This window comes from Jidongwangia harbinensis (assembly GCF_020216025.1).
GTDB lineage: Bacteria > Actinomycetota > Actinomycetes > Mycobacteriales > Micromonosporaceae > Actinoplanes > Actinoplanes harbinensis.
Map to the genome: position 1 here is coordinate 31,340 of NZ_JAIWNC010000044.1, position 17,242 is coordinate 48,581.

Consider the following 17,242-nt stretch of genomic DNA (forward strand, 5'->3'; position numbering starts at 1 on the left):
CCTGCCATGAGCCTTCCCATCGGCCGGCGCACGCTGCTGGCCGGCGGCCTCGCCGCCGCGGCCGCACCGCTCGCCGCCGTCCCGTCGCCCGCCCGCGCCGCCGCCGTCCCTCCGCTGATCACCCAGCGCGCCGACCCGTTCATCACCCCGCCGGTCGGCGGCATGTACTACTTCACCGGCTCGGTCCCCGAGTACGACCGGCTGGTGGTCCGCGGCGCACCCACCATCACCGGCCTCGGCACCGCCGCCGAATCGGTGATCTGGCGCCGCCCCACCTCCGGCCGGATGGGCGGCCACATCTGGGCGCCCGAACTGCACCGCATCGACGGCCGCTGGTACATCTACTTCGCCGCCGGCGACGCGGGCGAGGTGTTCCGGATCCGGATGTACGTCCTGGAGTCCCCGCACGCCGACCCGCGCGACCCGGCCGGCTGGACCCTGCGCGGCCAGATCGTCACCGAGTGGGACAGCTTCTCGCTCGACTCCACCACGTTCACCCACCGCGGCCGCCGGTACCTGGTGTGGGCGCAGAGCGAGCCGGAGATCGCGGTCAACTCCAGCCTGTACATCGCCGAGATGCGCAACGCCTGGACGCTGCGCACCAAGCCGGCCCGCATCGCCACCCCCACCCGCGACTGGGAGACCCGCGGCTACCGGGTGAACGAGGGCCCGGCCGTGCTGATCCGCAACGGCCGGGTCTTCCTGGCCTTCTCGGCCAGCGCCACCGACGCCCGCTACTGCCTGGGCCTGCTGACCGCGGACGCCGCCGCCGACCTGCTGAACCCGGCCTCCTGGGTGAAGACGCCCACCCCGGTGTTCACCACGAACGACCAGACCGGCCAGTACGGCCCCGGCCACAACTCGTTCACCGTCGCCGAGGACGGCGTCACGGACGTGCTCGTCTACCACGCCCGCGACTACCGTGACATCGTCGGCGACCCGCTCTACGATCCGAACCGCCACACCCGGGTCCAGCGGCTCGACTGGAACCCGGACGGCACACCGAACTTCGGCGTACCGCACGGCGGAGCCGGCCCGGTGACAGCCACCTCCCGCTGACGCTGGTGGTTCAGTAGGGGGCGTGAGGAGGATCGGGATCGTCCGGATCGCGCTGGTCGCCGTCCTGGTCGCCGCGCTCGTGCTGGCCGCCGCCTGGCTCGGGCAGCGCCGCCTGATCTACTTCCCGGACCGCACCGCACCGGCCGCCGGCAGCCCGTTCCGGGACGTCACGCTGCGCACCGAGGACGATCTCGAACTCACCGCGTGGCTGCTCCGGCCCGCCCGCGACGACCGCGGAACCGCCGTCCTGGTCACCCCCGGCAATGCGGGCCACCGGGCGTACCGCGCGCCGCTCGCCACCGCGCTGGGCGACGCCGGGTTTACCGTGCTGCTGCTGGACTACCGCGGTTACGGCGGGAACCCCGGCTTCCCCACCGAGGACGGGCTGGCCCGGGATGCGCGCGCCGCCCGGGCGTACCTCGGTGGCCTGGGCTTCGGCGCCGACCGGCTCGTCTACTTCGGCGAGAGTCTGGGTGCCGCCGTCGCGGTCGGGCTGGCCGCCGAACACCCGCCGGCGGCGCTGGTGCTGCGGTCGCCGTTCACCGATCTGGCGGCGACCGGCCGGGCGCACTACCCCTGGCTGCCGGTGGGACTGCTGCTGCGGGACCGGTACCCGGTCGCGGACCGCCTGGCCCGGACCCCGGTGCCCACCACGGTCATCTACGGGACCGCGGACACCGTCGTCCCGCCGGCACAGAGCCGGTCCGTCGCGGAGCGCGCCGCCGGGCCGGTGCGCACGGTGGTCCTGCCCGGCGCGGACCACAACGACCCGTCCCTGACCCACGGCCCCGAGGTGATCGCCGCCGTCACCACCCGGTAGTCCCCGATCGGCGCGGGGCAGGGCCCGGCCGGGCGAGGCGGGGCGGGACACTGGTGGGGACAGCACCTCACGGAACGGCGGTGGCTCGTGTCCAGGATTCTCTCGCGGCGTGATCTCGACTTTCTGCTGTACGAGTGGCTCGGCATCGAGTCGCTCGCCGCGCGGCCCCGGTTCGCCGAGCACTCGCGGGAGACGTTCGACGCGTTTCTCGACGTGTCGGCGCAGATCGCGGAGCGCGAGTTCGCCACGCACAACCGTCTCGCCGACACCGAGGAGCCGCGGTTCGACGGCGACCGGGTGCAGATGATTCCGGAGGTCGCCAAGGCCCTGGCCGCCTTCCACGGCACCGGGCTGCTGGCCGGCGCGATGGACGAGGCCGTCGGCGGGCTGCAACTGCCGCACACCGTGCACCGGGCCTGCTTCGCGTGGTTGCAGGCGGCGAACATCGCGACCTCGTCGTACCCGCTGCTCACCATGGCGAACGCCAACCTGTTGCTGGCGCACGCCAGGCCGGAGCAGGTGGCGGCGTTCGTGCCGCCGATGCTGGACGGGCGGTTCACCGGCACGATGTGCCTGTCCGAGCCGCAGGCCGGTTCGTCGCTGGCCGACGTGACCACCCGCGCGGTGCCGGACGGCGACGGCACGTACCGCGTACACGGCAACAAGATGTGGATCTCCGGCGGCGATCACGAGCTGAGCGAGACGATTGTGCATCTGGTGCTGGCCCGGGTGCCGGGTGCGCCGGCCGGGGTCAAGGGCCTGTCGCTGTTCGTCGTGCCGAAGCACCTGCTCGGGCCGGACGGGCGGCCCGCCGAGCGCAACGACGTCACGCTGGTCGGGCTCAATCACAAGATGGGCTACCGGGGTACGACCAACGCGGTGCTGTCGTTCGGCGACGGCACCCGCATGCCGCTCGGGAAGCCGGGCGCGGTGGGGTACCTGGTCGGCGCGGAGGGCGACGGGCTGGCGTACATGTTCCACATGATGAACGAGGCGCGGATCGGGGTGGGCGCCGGCGCGGTGGCGCTCGGGTACACCGGATATCTGCACGCGCTCGGGTACGCGCGGGAGCGGCTGCAGGGCCGGCCGGTCGCGGACAAGAACCCGGTCGCGCCGCCGGTGCCGATCGTGCGGCATCCGGACGTGCGGCGGATGCTGCTGGCGTCGAAGTCGTACGTCGAGGGTGGCCTGGCCCTGGTGTTGTACGCGGCGCGGCTGCTGGACGAGAAGGAGACCGGGGACGCCGCCGACGCCGCGCTGCTGCTGGACGTGCTCACGCCGGTGGTCAAGGCGTGGCCGTCGCAGTGGTGCCTGAAGGCCAACGACTTCGCGATCCAGGTGCACGGCGGCTACGGGTACACCCGGGAGTACCCGGTGGAGCAGTTCTACCGGGACAACCGGCTCAACCCGATCCACGAGGGCACCGACGGCATCCAGGCGCTGGACCTGCTCGGGCGCAAGGTGACCATGCGCGACGGCGCGGGGCTGGACCTGCTGGTGCGTACCATCCGGAACACCGTCGCCCGTACCCCGGCGGATCTGGCCTGGATGGCCGAGCGGCTGGAGGCCGCGTGCGCGCGTCTGCACGCGGTCACCGCGGCGCTGTGGTCCGGCCGGGACCCGGCGGCGGCCCTGGCGAACGCCTCCTCCTATCTGGACGCCACCGGGCATGTGGTGATCGCCTGGATGTGGCTGGAACAGGCGATCGTGGCGGCCGGGCGGACCGGCGAGTTCTACGACGGCAAGCGGCTGGCGGCGCGGTACTTCTTCACCCACGAGCTGCCCCGCACGCAGGTCTGGTTCGATCTGCTGGAGAGCGGGGACACGCTGCTGGTCGACCTGGACGACCGCTGTCTGTAGCGCACCCGCAACCGAGCGGGACCCGAACACGCCGGGGACCGGCAACCGACGCGACCGATCCTTCCGGGCATGACGAGTTGGCGTGAGGAGCTGATCGGCGAGCTGACACCGCTGGGCCTGCAGGCATCGTTCGTGGACGCGTTCGGGGTCGAGCGCGTGGTGACCGACGAGCTGCTGCGGCGGCTGCGGGACCAGTTCGGCGGCGCGCCGCGGCCGACGCCGCGGACCGTGCCGCTGGTGGGTGCGCCCGACTGGGGACATCCGGAGCTGGTCGGCCGGCTGGTGTGCGAGACCGGCGAGGTGTGGGAGCTGGACGGCTGGCTGCCGCCGGAGGTTCCGTACGGCTATCACCGCCTGACCGGGGCGCTCGCCACCGACCGGCTGGTGGTCGTCGCCCCGCGCGAGTTCCCGCAGCCGCGCCGCGGCTTCGGCCTGGCCGTGCAGCTGTACGCGGCCCGTTCGCAGACCTCCTGGGGCATCGGTGACCTGGCCGACCTGACCTGGCTGGCCCGGCGCACCGCGGCGGCCGGTGGCTCCGCCGTGCTGGTGTCGCCGCTGCACGCCGCCCGCCCGTCGCGGCACCAGAACCCGTCGCCGTACTCCCCGGCGTCCCGGCTGTTCCTGAACGTGCTGCACATCGCGCTGCCGGAGGTGCCGGACGCCGGCCTGGTCGACCTGTCCGACCTGGCCGACGCCGGCGAGGACCTCAACGACACCGACCTGATCGACCGGGACGCCGCGTTCGCGCTGAAGCTCGCGGGCCTGGAACGGATCTGGGCCGCGATCGCCGGCCGGCCCGGGGCGGAGTTCGAGGCGTACCTGACCGAGCAGGGCCGCACGCTCGCCGACTTCGCGACCTGGTCGGCGCTGTCCGAGGAGTACGCCGGCGCCTGGTGGGACTGGCCGGCCGGGTACCGCCGCCCGGACACCGCGGAGGTGGCGGACTACGCGGCCGACCACGCCGACCGGGTCCGGTTCTGGAGCTGGTGCCAGTGGGTGGCGGACCGGCAGCTGGCCCGGGCCTGCGCGCAGGGCGCCGACGTGGTGCTGGACCTGGCGGTCGGCTTCGACGCGGGCGGCGCGGACGGCTGGATGTTCCAGGACCTGGTGGCGTTCGGCTTCGAGATCGGCTGCCCGTCCGACCACGGCAATCCGGGCGGCCAGCGCTGGGGGGTGACGCCGTTCGACCCGGCCCGGCTGGCGGCCGCCGAGTACGCCCCGATGATCGCGCTGGTCCGCGCGGGTCTGCGGCACGCCAAGGCGCTGCGGGTCGACCACGTGATGGGCCTGTGGCGGCTGTTCTGGATCCCGGTCGGCGGCAGCGCGTCGGACGGCGGATACGTGCGCTACCACGGCGACGCGCTGCTCGGCATCATGCGGCTGGAGGCGCACCGGGCCGGCGCCTGGGTGGTCGGCGAGGACATGGGCACGCTGGAGGACCGGGCGCTGGAGGTGATGGCGGCGACCGGCACGTTGTCCTACCGGGTGTCCACCCGTACCCATCCGGACGAGTTCCCGGAGCGCGCCATGGTCGCGTGCGAGACCCACGACCAGCCCACCATCGCCGGCCTGCTGGACGGCTCGGACCTGGCGACCTGCCTGCGGATCGGCAAGCGGGTCGATCCGGAGGCGGTCGCCGCGCTGCGCGCCCGGATCGCGGCCCTGGCCGGTATCGACGGCGGCCGGCCGGTCACCCGGCTGCAGATCGAGCAGGCGGTCACCGCGATGTACGCCGAACTGGCCGGCTCCCGGGCGCGGCTGGCACTGGCCACCCTGGACGATCTGGCCGGTGTCTCGGCACGGCCCAACATCCCGGGTACGGTCGACGAGAACCCGAACTGGCGCCGCCCGCTGCCCATGCCGATCCACGATCTGTTCGAGCGGGTGCTCGCCCGGCGCGTACTGTGCGTGCTGGCCGCGGCACGCACCGAGCGTCCCGAGCCGGGCCCGGCGGATCCCGAACGCTGCCTCGCGGCCTGATCCGCCGCCGGAAACCGGGGTGATCCCTGAGCCTTCTCAGGGTCCGTCCGGCCCGTGGGTCCCCCGCCCGGGGGACCGGACGTGGGCACCACATCCGGATACGCCCGATTGATCACATCCGGGTGACCGGTATCCGACGCTCACCGCCCAGCGCCATGATCCGGGTCGAGCGCGGGTCCAACCCGGATGTTCCCAGCCGCCACCCTGCCTACCTTCAGGTGCGACACAGAAATCGTTTGGTGGGGGGCCCGGGGCATGCGGAAGCGACCGGTAACAGTGAGGGTGGCGCGCTGGAGCGCCGAACATCCGTGGCGCGCACTGGCGCTCTGGGTGGTGTTCGTGGCGGTGTGCTTCGTCGGGGGCAGCGCCGCGGGGCTGCAGGAGGCCAAGTCCGACGACATGGCGGTCGGTGAGTCCGGCCGGGCCACGGTCATGATCGAAGAGGGCAAGTTCGGCGACGAGGCGGCCGTCGACAACGTACTGATCACCGCGCGGTCCGGCGCGCTGGACCGGCCGGCGGCGGACCGGGCGGCGTCCGACACCGCGGCGAAGCTGCGCACCGTCGCGGGGGTGGCGGAGGTCGGCAAGCCGGTCCCGGCCACCGACGGTTCCGCGCTGCTGGTGCCGATCACCATGAGCGGGGACCCGGAGACCGCGTCGGACCGGGTGGAGCCGCTGCGCGCGGCCACCGCCGAGGTGCAGAAGGCGCATCCGGAGCTCCGGGTCGAGCAGGTCGGCGGGCCGTCCATCGGCAAGGCGCTGGACGACACGCTGGGCGCCGACTTCAAGCGGGCCGAGCTGCTCAGCCTGCCGGTGACGCTGGCCATCCTGATCATCGCGTTCGGTGCGCTGATCGCGGCCGCCGTACCGGTGCTGCTGGCCCTGTCCTCGGTCGCCGCGGCCATCGGCCTCTCCACCCTCGCCTCGCACCTGGTGCCGGCGAACGAGTCCACGTCGAGCATCATCCTGCTCATCGGCATGGCCGTGGGCATCGACTACTCGCTGTTCTACGTCCGCCGGGAACGGGAGGAACGGGCCAAGGGCCGCGGCCACGTCGATGCGGTGGAGATCGCCGCGGAGACGTCCGGGCATGCCGTGGTGGTCTCCGGCTTCGCGGTGATCATCGCGATGGCCGGCCTGTTCCTGGCGAACGACGCGATCTTCTCGTCGCTCGCGGTCGGCTCGATCCTGGTGGTCGCGGTCGCCGTGATCGGTTCGCTCACCGTGCTGCCGGCGCTGCTGTCGAAGCTGGGCCGCTGGGTGGACCGGCCCCGGGTGCCGCTGCTGTGGCGCCTCACCGCCCGCCGCACCGGGCCGGACGGGCAGCAACTGCCGGGCCGGTTCTGGCCGATGGTGCTGCGCCCCGCCCTGCGCAGCCCGCTCGTCACGCTGGTGATCAGCGCCGGGCTGCTGCTCGCCCTGGCCGCACCGGCGCTGAGCATGCAGCTGAAGTTCCCCGGGACCGAGGACCTGCCGCGGACCACCCCGGCGATGCAGGCGTACGACCGGCTGACCGCCGCGTACCCCAGCAACGGCACCAACCACACCGTGGTCGTACGGGCCGCCGCCGACCAGGCACCGGCCGTCAAGGCGGCGCTGACCCGGCTGGCCGAGCGCACCGCCGACGACCGGCTGTTCGCACCGCTGGAGGCGTCCGGGCCGGACATCGAGGTCTCGCCGGACAACCGGGTGACCGTGCTCGACGTGGCCACCCCGTTCTCCACCCGCAGCGACGAGGCCGTGCAGTCGCTGGACCTGCTGCGCGACAAGCTGGTCCCGGCCGAGCTGGGCGCCATCGGCGGCGTGGAGTACGCGGTCGGCGGCGGCGTCGCGGACAGCGAGGACTACGCGGCGCACGTCTGGCGGAAGCTGCCGGTGGTGGTCGGCTTCGTGCTGGTGCTGACGTTCCTGGTGATGGCCTGGACGTTCCGCTCGGTGGTGGTCGCGCTGACCTCGATCCTGCTGAACCTGCTCTCCGCCGCCGCGTCGTACGGCCTCCTGGTGGTGGTCTTCCAGAACACCTGGGCGGAGGGCCTGCTCGGGTTCACCTCGATGGGCGCGATCGTCACCTGGCTGCCGCTGTTCCTGTTCGTGGTGCTGTTCGGCCTGTCGATGGACTACCACGTGTTCGTGGTGAGCCGGATCCGCGAGGCGGTGCTGCGCGGGGTACCGACCCGCGAGGCGGTCGCCGAGGGCATCACCGGCTCGGCCGGCGTGGTGAGCAGCGCCGCGCTGGTCATGGTCGCGGTGTTCTCCATCTTCGCCACGCTCAGCACGATCGACATGAAGCAGCTCGGGGTGGGGCTGGCGGCGGCGATCCTGCTCGACGCCACGATCATCCGGGCGGTCGTGCTGCCGTCGCTGATGACGCTGCTGGGCTCGGCGAACTGGTGGGCGCCGCGCTTCATGCGCGGTCCCGGCCGGCACGCGGCGGCCGGACCGGCGGACCCGGACCCGGACGACCGTCCGGCACCGGAGCTGGTCGGCATCCGCTGATCCACCGATGACGCGGCCTCGCCCGGAACACTCCGGGCGGGGCCGCGGTCCGTTCCGCACCGAGGCACCGACTACCCAGAAGTCCTATGGATTAGGTAGGGTTGGCGTCTCATCCCCCGGGAGGACCGCCGTGACACCGCTGACCGAACCGGCCGCCGAGGAGCACCTCGCCCGGCACGCCCTCACCCCCGGCCCGCCCGGCTTCGTGGGCGCCGAGGTGGAACTGCTGCTGGCCCGCCCCGGCCTCCCGTCCTCGCTGATCGGGTCGCTCGCCGCCCGCCCGCCGTTGCGGCACGGTTTCCTGGCCGCACGCTCCGCGCGGGTGCTGGTGGTCAGCGGCCCGCCGTCGCCCGGACTCGACGCCTGCCTCAGCCGGATGGCGGACGACCTACCGGTTCCCGGTCCGTTGATCGCCGGCCACGGCATCGCCGTGCTGGACGTGGCGGCGGACACGGCCTCCGGCAGCCGCCCGGGACAACCGGAGAGCGCCGGCATCACCGTCGCGCTCGAGGCCGGCACGGACGACGACGGGCCCACCGGATGGCGCCGGCGCTGGGCCCTGGCGCACGCCGTCGCCCCGGTGCTCGCCGCCGCGTTCGCCAACGCGCCGTTGCACGACGGCCGGCCGAGCGGATGGCGCAGTACCCGCCAGGCCCGCCGCCGCGGGCTCGGCACCGTGCGGACCGCTCCGGACCCGCGGATCGAATGGGCCCGTACCGTGCTGGACGCACCGGTCCTGCGCCGCGGGCGGCCGGTGACCTCGTTCCGGGAGTGGACCCGTACGGCCACCCGGCCTACGGTCGCCGACCTGCACCGGCACCTACGCACGGTCCGTCCGCCGGTGGCCGCCCGCGGGCACCTCGAGATCGACGTGGCGGACCGGCAACCCGGCGACGGCTGGCGGGTCCCGGTCGCGGTGGTGGCGGCCCTGTTCGACGACCCGGTCGCGGCCGCGGCGGCGGAGGCGGCCACCGCCGCGCTGTCCGGAAATCTGTGGGAGCGCGCCGCCCGGGACGGCCTGAGCGACCCCGAGCTGGGCGCGGCGGCCCGCGAGTGCTTCATCGCCGGGTACGCCGCACTGGCCCGGCAGGGCGTGGCGCGCGGCGTCCGCGATGCGGTCGCCGACTTCACCGAGCGGTACGTGCTACGCGGCCGCTCGCCCGCGGACGACGTGCTGGACCGGGTCTCCGGCCACGCTTCCACGCCGTAGAACCGCCACTGGCGCCCACCGTCGTTTCCCTCGTTCACGACGGCGGACGCCAGGGCGACTCACCCGATATGAGCTAGCGTGCGATCACTTGCCGAAGCCCGCGGTCAGACCGCTGAGCAGCTGCCGGCGACCGATCGCATACAGGATGACGATCGGCAGTGTCGTGAGCACCACGGAGGCCAGCACCGCCGGCACGTTGATGCTGTACTGACCCTGGAAGGTCCACAGGGCCAGGGGCAGGGGGCGCTGCTCCGGGCTCTGAATCAGGATCAGCGGCAACAGGAAGCCGTTCCAGACGCCGAGACCGTTGTAGATGGTCACGGTCACCAGGGCGGGCCGGGTGAGCGGGAACGCCAGTTTCCAGAGCGTGCCCCACTCGGTGGCACCGTCCATCCGCATCGACTCGAACAGCTCGTTCGGCACGTCACGGATGAAGTTCGACAGCACCAGCACCGACAACGGGATGGCGAAGGCGATCGACGGCAGGATGATGCCCAGGAGGGTGTCGTACAGCTGCAGCCGGATGATGATCAGGTAGACCGGGATGATCGTCGCCTGCAGCGGGATCGCCAGCCCCATCAGGAACAACCCGTTCACGCCGCGCAGGAAGCGGCTGTTCCGGCCGCCCCGCACGATCGCGTACGCGGCCGTGAACGAGATCAGCACCGCGGGCACGATGGTGCCCAGGGTGAGGATCACGCTGTTCATGAAGTAGCGGGCGAAGTCCGACTCGATGACGAGCCGGTAGTTCTCCAGCGTCGGCTCGGTCGGCACCGCGAGCGGGTTCTGCGCGAAGTAGTTGCTCTGCGTCTTGAAGCTGGTGATCACGATCCAGTAGATCGGGATCATCACAATCAGCAGCCACACCCACCCCAGCGCCCCACCGAACCAGTTCAGGCGCAGCAGGCTGCGCCGGCGCGCGGACGACCGCGACGGCGCCCGGCGGTGTTCCGTACGCTCCGGACCCTGAGTCAGCGTCGTGGCCATGTCACGCTCCTTCCAACTGGCTGTCACTGTTGCTACCGCCGCCGAGACGGCGCAGCAACAGGGCGAGCGCCAGGCCGACGAGAACCAGGATGACCGCGATGGCACTCGCCGGTCCCATCAGGTTCGCCCGGAAACCGGTCTGGTACATGTCCAGCGCCAGCACCCGGGTGGCGTCACCCGGACCGCCCGCGGTCAACACGAAGATCAGGTCGAAGAAGGTCAGCGACCCGACCACCATCAGCGTCGACGACGTGATGATCGTGTACTTCAGCTGCGGGAGCGTGATGCTGAAGAACTTGCGCACCCGTCCGGCACCGTCGATCTCCGCCGCCTCGTACATCGACAACGGGATCTGCCGGACACCACCCTGGTAGATCAGCGAGTGGAACGGGATGAACTGCCACGACACCACGAAGATGACCACGCCCAGCGCGAGCGTCCCGTTGCCGAGCCAGTCCTGCGTGAGCAGGTCCGACTGCAGGCCGGGCCCGAGACCGAAGTTCGGGTCCAGCAGGAACTTGTAGGTGATCGCGATGGCCGCGGAACTCAGTAGCAGGGGGATGAAGTACAGCACCGCGAGCAGGCCGCGGTACCGCTTGTGTGCCGCCAGGAACACCCCGATGAGGATGCTCAGCGGCGTCTGCACCAACCAGGACAGCGCCATGACCAGGAAGGTCACCCAGAGCGCGTGGGGCAGACCCGGATCGCTGAGTACCGCCCGCCAGCTGTCGAAGCCGGCGGGGCGGATCTCACCGAAACCGTTCCACTGCGTGAAGCTCAGGAACAACACGCCGAGCAGCGGGATGATGCCGAACGCGATGAACATGAACAGCGCCGGCAGAACCATCCAGCTGACGGCGCCGCTCCGCCCGCCGCTAGAGGTGGTGGAGCCTTTCTTCACCCGTACGGTGGGCGGAGCAACCGTCGTCATTTCCCGATGACCTGGTTCATGTTCTGAGCGAACTGCTGCGGCGTGATGTCGGTCTGGAACAGCTTGCCGATGTTGTCCAGGAGCGCCTCGGCCGCGGTCGGGCTGAGCGCCTGGTCCCACGACTGCTGGAAGGTCTTGGCCTTCGACGAGGTCTCGTAGACGAACTTCAGGAACTCGGCGTCCTTGCTGGCGCTGATGGCGGCCTCGGTCCCCTTCACGATCGGCACGCTACCGCTCTCGATCCACTCCTTGTTCTCCGCGTCGGAGAGCACGGCCTCCTTGAAGAACGCCTTGGCGGCGTCCTTCTCGGCGGCGGTGGCCTTGGAGGAGATCGCCAGGTACTGGCCGGGGTTGCCCACCGTGTTGGAGGGGTCGCCCTTGCCGCCCTCGACCGGCGGGAAGTTCATCCAGCCCAGCTTGCCGCTGGAGACGAAGTCGCCGCCGTCGGCCTTCATGCCGCCGTAGGTCCAGGTGCCGTGCAGCATCATCGCGGCGCGGCCGGTGTACAGCAGCGCCTGGTCCGCGTTCGAGTCCGCGGTGACCGAGGCGAAGCCCTTGTTGAAGCCGTTCGCGTTGATCAGCTTCTGCATCTCGGTCAGCGCCTGGATCGACGCCGGGTGGTTCCACGCGTCCTTCTGACCGTCGAAGACAGCCTGGAAGACCTCGCTGCCGCCGATGCGGTCGTAGAGGAACTCGAGCCACATCATGTTCGTCCACAGCGACTGGCCACCGAGCGAGAACGGCGCGATCTTCTCCGCGTTGAAGCGCGGCACCAGCGACATGATCTCGCCCCACGACTGCGGCGGCTGAGCGCCGATCTTCGCGAAGGCGTCCTTGTTGTAGAAGAGCACGATCGGCGCCACGGTCTCGGCCGGCATCGCGTAGATCTTGCCGTTCACGGTGGCGGCACCGAACGACGACGGGAACAGGCGGTCCTTGACCGCGGCGTTCTCGCTGAACCACGAGGTGAGGTCCTCGACCTGGCCGGCCTCGACCCAGCTCTTCAGGCCGCCGCCACCCCAGCCCCAGATGATGGTGGGCGCCTGGCCGGCACCGAGGGCGGTCTTGATCTTGGTCTTGTACGCGTCGTTCTGGAACGTGGTCGCGGTGATCTTCTGGTCCGCGTGCGCGTCGTTCCAGCGCTTCACCGTGTTCGAGCGGATGCCCTCGCCGGGCTGGCCGGTGAGGAACCAGTAGCTGGCGCCACCACCGCTGCCACCACCGGTGTTCGAGTCGCCGCCACCGCTCGGGCCGTCGCTGCCACATGCGGCGAGGGCCGCGGCAGCACCGGCACCGATGCCGAGGCTGAGAAGGTTACGACGAGATATCGTCCTGCGTTCCACGCTGGGTCTCCGTACTCGAGAGCCGCGGGCTCCCGCGGCGGGTCGATGTCTGAGGCAGTGATTGCCGGTCAGATCCTCCGTCGCGATTCTGCCTGTAAATGCTTGGCGAAACGGCTGAAACTTTCGACCGGCGTCCGTAAGTTAACGTGAGATTTCGTTAACGTAGGATTTCCGATTGGGTGTGTCAAGGGTCTTGATGCTCAAGTGCCGTTGGAGCGAGAGTGAACGTCACTGCAGGCACTTCAGGCTCGTGGCACCCCCTGACCCCGGGTCACGGTCCGGTCGCGACCGCATCTCGGAAGGCTACCGAAAGTTTCGGGAAGTCTTCCCCATCTTGCTCGAAGGAGAGCTATCGTGACGACTTCGCAACCGACCCCCACGGCTGAACGGGTGGACGCGCCGTGGAACAACACGACGCTGCCCGTGGCTGAGCGGGTCGATCTCCTCCTCGAGCAGATGACACTTGAGGAGAAGGTAGCTCAGTTGGGCAGCCGCTGGGTCGGCAACGACGTGGACCCACTCGGATCTGAGACCGAATCGGTGTCCGAGGACCCGGAATCCGCCCACAATGTGGCACCGATGCAGGACGTGTTCGTCGCCTCGGGCACGATTCCGCTCGAGGAAGCGAGCCGAAACGGTCTCGGCCACCTCACCCGGATCTATGGCAGCGTGCCGGTCACCCCCGCGGAGGGCGCCGCCGAACTGATCCGGCAGCAGCACATCGTGCTCGCCAACTCCCGCCTGGGCGTGCCGGCGCTGGTGCACGAGGAGTGCCTGACCGGCTTCACCACCTACGGCGCGACGATCTACCCGGCCGCGATCGCCTGGGGCGCCACCTTCGACGCCGACCTGATCGAGCGGATGGCCGCCGCGATCGGCCGCGACATGGCCGCGGTCGGAGTGCACCAGGGCCTCTCCCCCGTGCTGGACGTGGTCCGCGACTACCGCTGGGGCCGGGTCGAGGAGACCATCGGCGAGGACCCCTACCTGGTGGCCATGCTGGGCTCCGCGTACGTCCGGGGCCTGCAGAGCGCCGGTGTGCTCGCCTGCCTCAAGCACTTCGCCGGCTACTCCGCCTCCCGGGCCGCCCGGAACCACGGCCCGGTCCCGATGGGCCGGCGCGAGCTGATGGACGCCATCCTGCCGACCTTCGAGACCGCGGTGACGCTGGCCGGTGCCGCCTCCGTGATGAACTCCTACTCGGACGTGGACGGCGTCCCGGCCGCCGCGGACCCGTGGCTGATGACCGAGCTGCTGCGCGACCAGTGGGGCTTCACCGGCACCGTGGTCTCCGACTACTGGGCCGTGCCGTTCCTGGCCACGATGCACCGCGTCGCGGGAGACTTCGACGAGGCCGGCGCGCAGGCCCTCACCGCCGGCATCGACGTGGAACTGCCCGACACGCTGGGCTTCGGCGCCGGCCTGGTGGAGCGGGTCCGGCGCGGCGAGCTGTCCGAGGAACTGGTGGACCGGGCCGCCCGGCGCCTGCTGACCCAGAAGGTGGAACTGGGGCTGCTCGATCCCGACTGGACGCCCGAGGGCTCGGTGGCCCGCGCCGCCGCCACGAACCTCGACTCCGCCGAGAACCGGGCGCTGGCCCGCGAGATGGCCGAGCGCTCGATCATCCTGCTGGACGCCGGCACCGCCCTGCCGCTGACCGGCGCCGACCGGCCCACGCTCGGCAAGGTGGCCGTGGTCGGCCCCACCGCGGCCGACCCACGCACGTTCATGGGCTGCTACGCGTTCCCCAACCACGTCCTGCCCCGCTACCCCGACCTGGGTCTCGGCCTCGAGGTGCAGAACGCGGTGGAGGCGCTGCGCGCCGAGCTGCCCGGCACCGAGGTGGTCCACCGGAAGGGCTGCGACGTGCAGAGCGACGACCGGTCCGGCTTCGCCGACGCGGTCGCCGCGGCCCGGGACGCGGACCTGTGCGTGGCCATGGTCGGCGACCTGGCCGGCCTGTTCGGCAAGGGTACGTCCGGCGAGGGCTGCGACGCCGCGGACCTGCGACTGCCCGGCGTCCAGGCGGAACTGGTCGCCGAGCTGCTGGCCACCGGTACGCCGGTGGTCGTGGTGGTGGTCTCCGGCCGCCCGTACGCGCTGGGCGACGTGCACGCCCGGGCCGCCGGCCTGGTCCAGGCGTTCATGCCCGGCGAGGAGGGCGGCGCGGCGATCGCCGGCGTGCTGTCCGGCCGGCTCCAGCCCACCGGCAAGCTGCCCGTGCAGATCCCCCGGCACATCGGCGGCCAGCCCGGCACCTACCTGCAGCCGCCGCTCGGCGTCGGGAACGACGGGATCAGCAACCTGGACCCGGCGCCGCTGTTCCCGTTCGGCTACGGCACCAGCTACACCACGTTCCAGGTGGACGAGCTGCGGATCAGCGACACCGAGGTGGCCACGGACGGCGAGTTCACGGTGTCCGCCCGGGTCCGCAACACCGGACCGCGGGCCGGCAGCGAGGTGGTCCAGCTCTACCTGCACGACGTGCTCGCGCAGGTGACCCGGCCGGTCAAGCAGCTGGTCGGCTTCGCCCGGGTCACCCTGGAGCCGGGCGAGGAGGCCGGGGTACGGTTCGCCGTACACGCCGACCGGACCGCGTTCACCGGCCGCGACCTGCAGCGCATCGTCGAGCCCGGCGAGATCGAGGTCTTCGTCGGCACGTCGGCGGAACACCTGCCGCTGCGCGACACGGTCCGGCTGACCGGCCCACTGCGGGTGGTCGGCAGCGACCGGCGGCTGGTCACCCCGGTCGAGGTCAGTACGACCGCCGACCTCGGGCTTCCCGACGGACCGGGCGCCGGGAACACCGCGCCGAGCCCCGTCAACGCCTAGGAGCAGGGGCTGTGCCCTCCCGGGACGGACGCGCAACGCTCGCCACGGTCGCCGCATCGGCCGGAGTGTCCGTGGCGACCGTGTCCAAGGTGCTCAACGGCCGGTCCGACGTGGGTCCCGCGACCCGGGCGCTGGTGGAGACGCTGCTGCGGCAACACCAGTACCCGGTGCGGCGGCCCGCGTCGGTGCGGCGCGGTGCCGCCACGGCCCGCATCGAGCTGCTGTTCAGCTATCCGATGAACGCGTACTCCACCGAAGTCATGCAGGGCGTCCTGGACGCCGCCACCGAGACCGGCGTGTCCGTCGCGGTCAGCGTCGGCGGCCGCCGGCACGCCGAGGCGGAGAACCCGCGGGTGTGGGCACGCGACCTGGCCGCGGCCGGCCGGCAGGCGGTCATCACGGTGGTCGACGACCTCACCGCCGACGACCTGCAGTCGCTGTCCCGGGCCCGCCTCCCGCTCGTCGTGGTGGACCCGCGCAGCGTCCCGCGGGCCCGGGTGACCAGCGTAGGATCGACCAACTTCGCCGGCGGGCTGGCCGCCGCGCAGCACCTGTTGTCGCTGGGCCACCGCCGCATCGCCTACCTCGGCGGCCCGGCCGCGGCCGCCCACAACCAGGCGCGGCTGCACGGCTACCGGGCCGCCCTGGAGGCCGAGGGCGCCCCGGCACCGGAGACCTACGTGCGCACCGGCCAGTTCCACTACGAGGACGGCGTGACCGGCGCGGCCGCCCTGCTCGACCTGGCGGAGCCGCCGACCGCGGTGTTCGCGGGCAGCGACGAGACCGCGGCCGGGGTGATCGAGGCGGCCCGGGCGCGGCAGCTGCGCATCCCGGAGGATCTGAGCGTGGTCGGCTTCGACGACACCCAGGTGGCCCGGTTCTCCTCCCCGCCACTCACCACGGTCCGCCAGCCGTTGCGCGAGATGGGCGCGGTCGCGGTCCGCACCGCCCTACGCCTGGCCGCCGGCCAGAAACTGGATTCCCACCACGTGGAGCTGGCAACCGAGCTGGTGGTCCGCGAGTCCACGGCCCCGCCCGCGCGCACCGCGCCCGCGCCCCGGGCCCCTACGCCGTAACCCCGCCTCATCCCCCTCATCCCCCCCATCCCCTCATCCCCCCTCACTCCCTCCGCCGCCTCACCTCCTCCGCCGCCTCACCCCCTCCGCCCCTCCGCCGCCTCCGCCCCTCCGCCGCCTCCGCCCCTCCGCCGCCTACCCCCTCCCCTCCTCAGCCCCTCCGCCCTTCACCCGCTCCGCCGTTTCGCCGCCTCACCCCTCGCCGCCTCGCCGCCTCGCCGCCTCGCCGCCTCGCCGATCTTGGAATTGTGGTGGGGACAAAAGCCGTATCGCACCGACGAATCGGGCACCACAACCCCAAGATCGCCGGCGTTCGGCGAGAGGCGGCACTTCTCGGACCTGAGTGCGCGGCGCATGCCGGGCCCGCGAACACCGGCACGCCGCGCGTCGACCTGCGTAGCGCGCCTCAGTGGAACGCCACGGTCCTTATCGGGCGCTCATAACGACGTTGGTGTACCACTGGAGCGCTCCAGTGGTACACCAACGTCGTCACAGGCGCCCGATAACGACGTTGGTGTACCAGTGAGGCGGCCGGGTTGGGTGGCGGCACGTCGAGCCGGGCGGCGGCGCAGCGCGGTGAGGTGTGCTGCCGGATACGGGGCAGGACGTGATGTCGTCGCACCGGAAGCCGAGGATGCGCTGGTCCTC

The 17,242-nt window shown here is 71.9% G+C and carries 11 protein-coding genes; 8 read left to right on the forward strand and 3 right to left on the reverse strand.

The features are described 5' to 3' along the window. Nucleotides 1-6 precede the first annotated feature (6 nt). The 6 genes from LDL48_RS36615 (at nt 7) to LDL48_RS36640 (ending at nt 9,425) form a co-directional block, all read left to right on the forward strand. Nucleotides 7-1,059 (forward strand): glycoside hydrolase family 43 protein, encoded by a 1,053-nt coding sequence (locus LDL48_RS36615; protein ID WP_225259743.1) that lies wholly within the window; start codon nt 7-9, stop codon nt 1,057-1,059. A gap of 22 nt (nt 1,060-1,081) precedes the next feature. Next, nucleotides 1,082-1,879, forward strand: coding sequence for an alpha/beta hydrolase (locus LDL48_RS36620; RefSeq protein WP_225259744.1), 798 nt, complete (start codon nt 1,082-1,084; stop codon nt 1,877-1,879). An 87-nt stretch (nt 1,880-1,966) separates the two neighbouring features. Beyond that, nucleotides 1,967-3,739 carry an acyl-CoA dehydrogenase gene (locus LDL48_RS36625; RefSeq protein ID WP_225259745.1) on the forward strand — a complete coding sequence of 591 codons (1,773 nt, stop codon included), beginning with the start codon at nt 1,967-1,969 and terminating at the stop codon, nt 3,737-3,739. A gap of 69 nt (nt 3,740-3,808) precedes the next feature. Next, nucleotides 3,809-5,719, forward strand: coding sequence for a 4-alpha-glucanotransferase (gene malQ / locus LDL48_RS36630; protein WP_225259746.1), 1,911 nt, complete (start codon nt 3,809-3,811; stop codon nt 5,717-5,719). 255 nt (nt 5,720-5,974) lie between these two features. Continuing rightward, nucleotides 5,975-8,215, forward strand: a complete 2,241-nt coding sequence (locus LDL48_RS36635; RefSeq protein WP_225259747.1) for an MMPL family transporter — start codon at nt 5,975-5,977, stop codon at nt 8,213-8,215. A gap of 130 nt (nt 8,216-8,345) precedes the next feature. Then, a complete protein-coding gene (locus LDL48_RS36640) occupies nt 8,346-9,425 on the forward strand; it encodes a glutamate-cysteine ligase family protein (protein ID WP_225259748.1) in 1,080 nt (359 codons plus the stop codon). An 84-nt stretch (nt 9,426-9,509) separates the two neighbouring features. Here the strand turns inward: LDL48_RS36640 and LDL48_RS36645 are convergent, their stop codons facing one another. The 3 genes from LDL48_RS36645 to LDL48_RS36655 all read right to left on the reverse strand — a co-directional run bounded on the left by LDL48_RS36645 (nt 9,510) and on the right by LDL48_RS36655 (nt 12,686). Beyond that, nucleotides 9,510-10,412: a carbohydrate ABC transporter permease gene (locus tag LDL48_RS36645; protein WP_225259749.1), complete on the reverse strand. Its 903-nt coding sequence runs from the start codon at nt 10,410-10,412 to the stop codon at nt 9,510-9,512. A gap of 1 nt (nt 10,413) precedes the next feature. Continuing rightward, complete coding sequence (locus tag LDL48_RS36650) at nt 10,414-11,259, reverse strand: carbohydrate ABC transporter permease (RefSeq protein WP_225259750.1); 846 nt, start codon at nt 11,257-11,259, stop codon at nt 10,414-10,416. 80 nt (nt 11,260-11,339) lie between these two features. Beyond that, complete coding sequence (locus LDL48_RS36655) at nt 11,340-12,686, reverse strand: extracellular solute-binding protein (RefSeq protein ID WP_225259751.1); 1,347 nt, start codon at nt 12,684-12,686, stop codon at nt 11,340-11,342. A gap of 354 nt (nt 12,687-13,040) precedes the next feature. Here LDL48_RS36655 and LDL48_RS36660 point away from each other — a divergent pair, with 354 nt between their 5' ends. After that, complete coding sequence (locus tag LDL48_RS36660; RefSeq protein ID WP_225259752.1) at nt 13,041-15,518, forward strand: glycoside hydrolase family 3 N-terminal domain-containing protein; 2,478 nt, start codon at nt 13,041-13,043, stop codon at nt 15,516-15,518. 11 nt (nt 15,519-15,529) lie between these two features. Continuing rightward, the gene (locus LDL48_RS36665; RefSeq protein WP_225259753.1) at nt 15,530-16,594 is read left to right on the forward strand and encodes a LacI family DNA-binding transcriptional regulator; all 1,065 of its coding nucleotides are present in this window, start codon (nt 15,530-15,532) and stop codon (nt 16,592-16,594) included. The last annotated feature ends 648 nt before the right edge of the window (nt 16,595-17,242 follow it).

Coding starts and splice junctions, on each gene's coding strand:
- LDL48_RS36650 (WP_225259750.1), bottom strand. CDS start 11,259: ATGGTTCTGCCGGCGCTGTTCATGTTCATCGCGTTCGGCATCATCCCG.
- LDL48_RS36635 (WP_225259747.1), top strand. CDS start 5,975: ATGCGGAAGCGACCGGTAACAGTGAGGGTGGCGCGCTGGAGCGCCGAA.
- LDL48_RS36615 (WP_225259743.1), top strand. CDS start 7: ATGAGCCTTCCCATCGGCCGGCGCACGCTGCTGGCCGGCGGCCTCGCC.
- malQ (WP_225259746.1), top strand. CDS start 3,809: ATGACGAGTTGGCGTGAGGAGCTGATCGGCGAGCTGACACCGCTGGGC.
- LDL48_RS36645 (WP_225259749.1), bottom strand. CDS start 10,412: ATGGCCACGACGCTGACTCAGGGTCCGGAGCGTACGGAACACCGCCGG.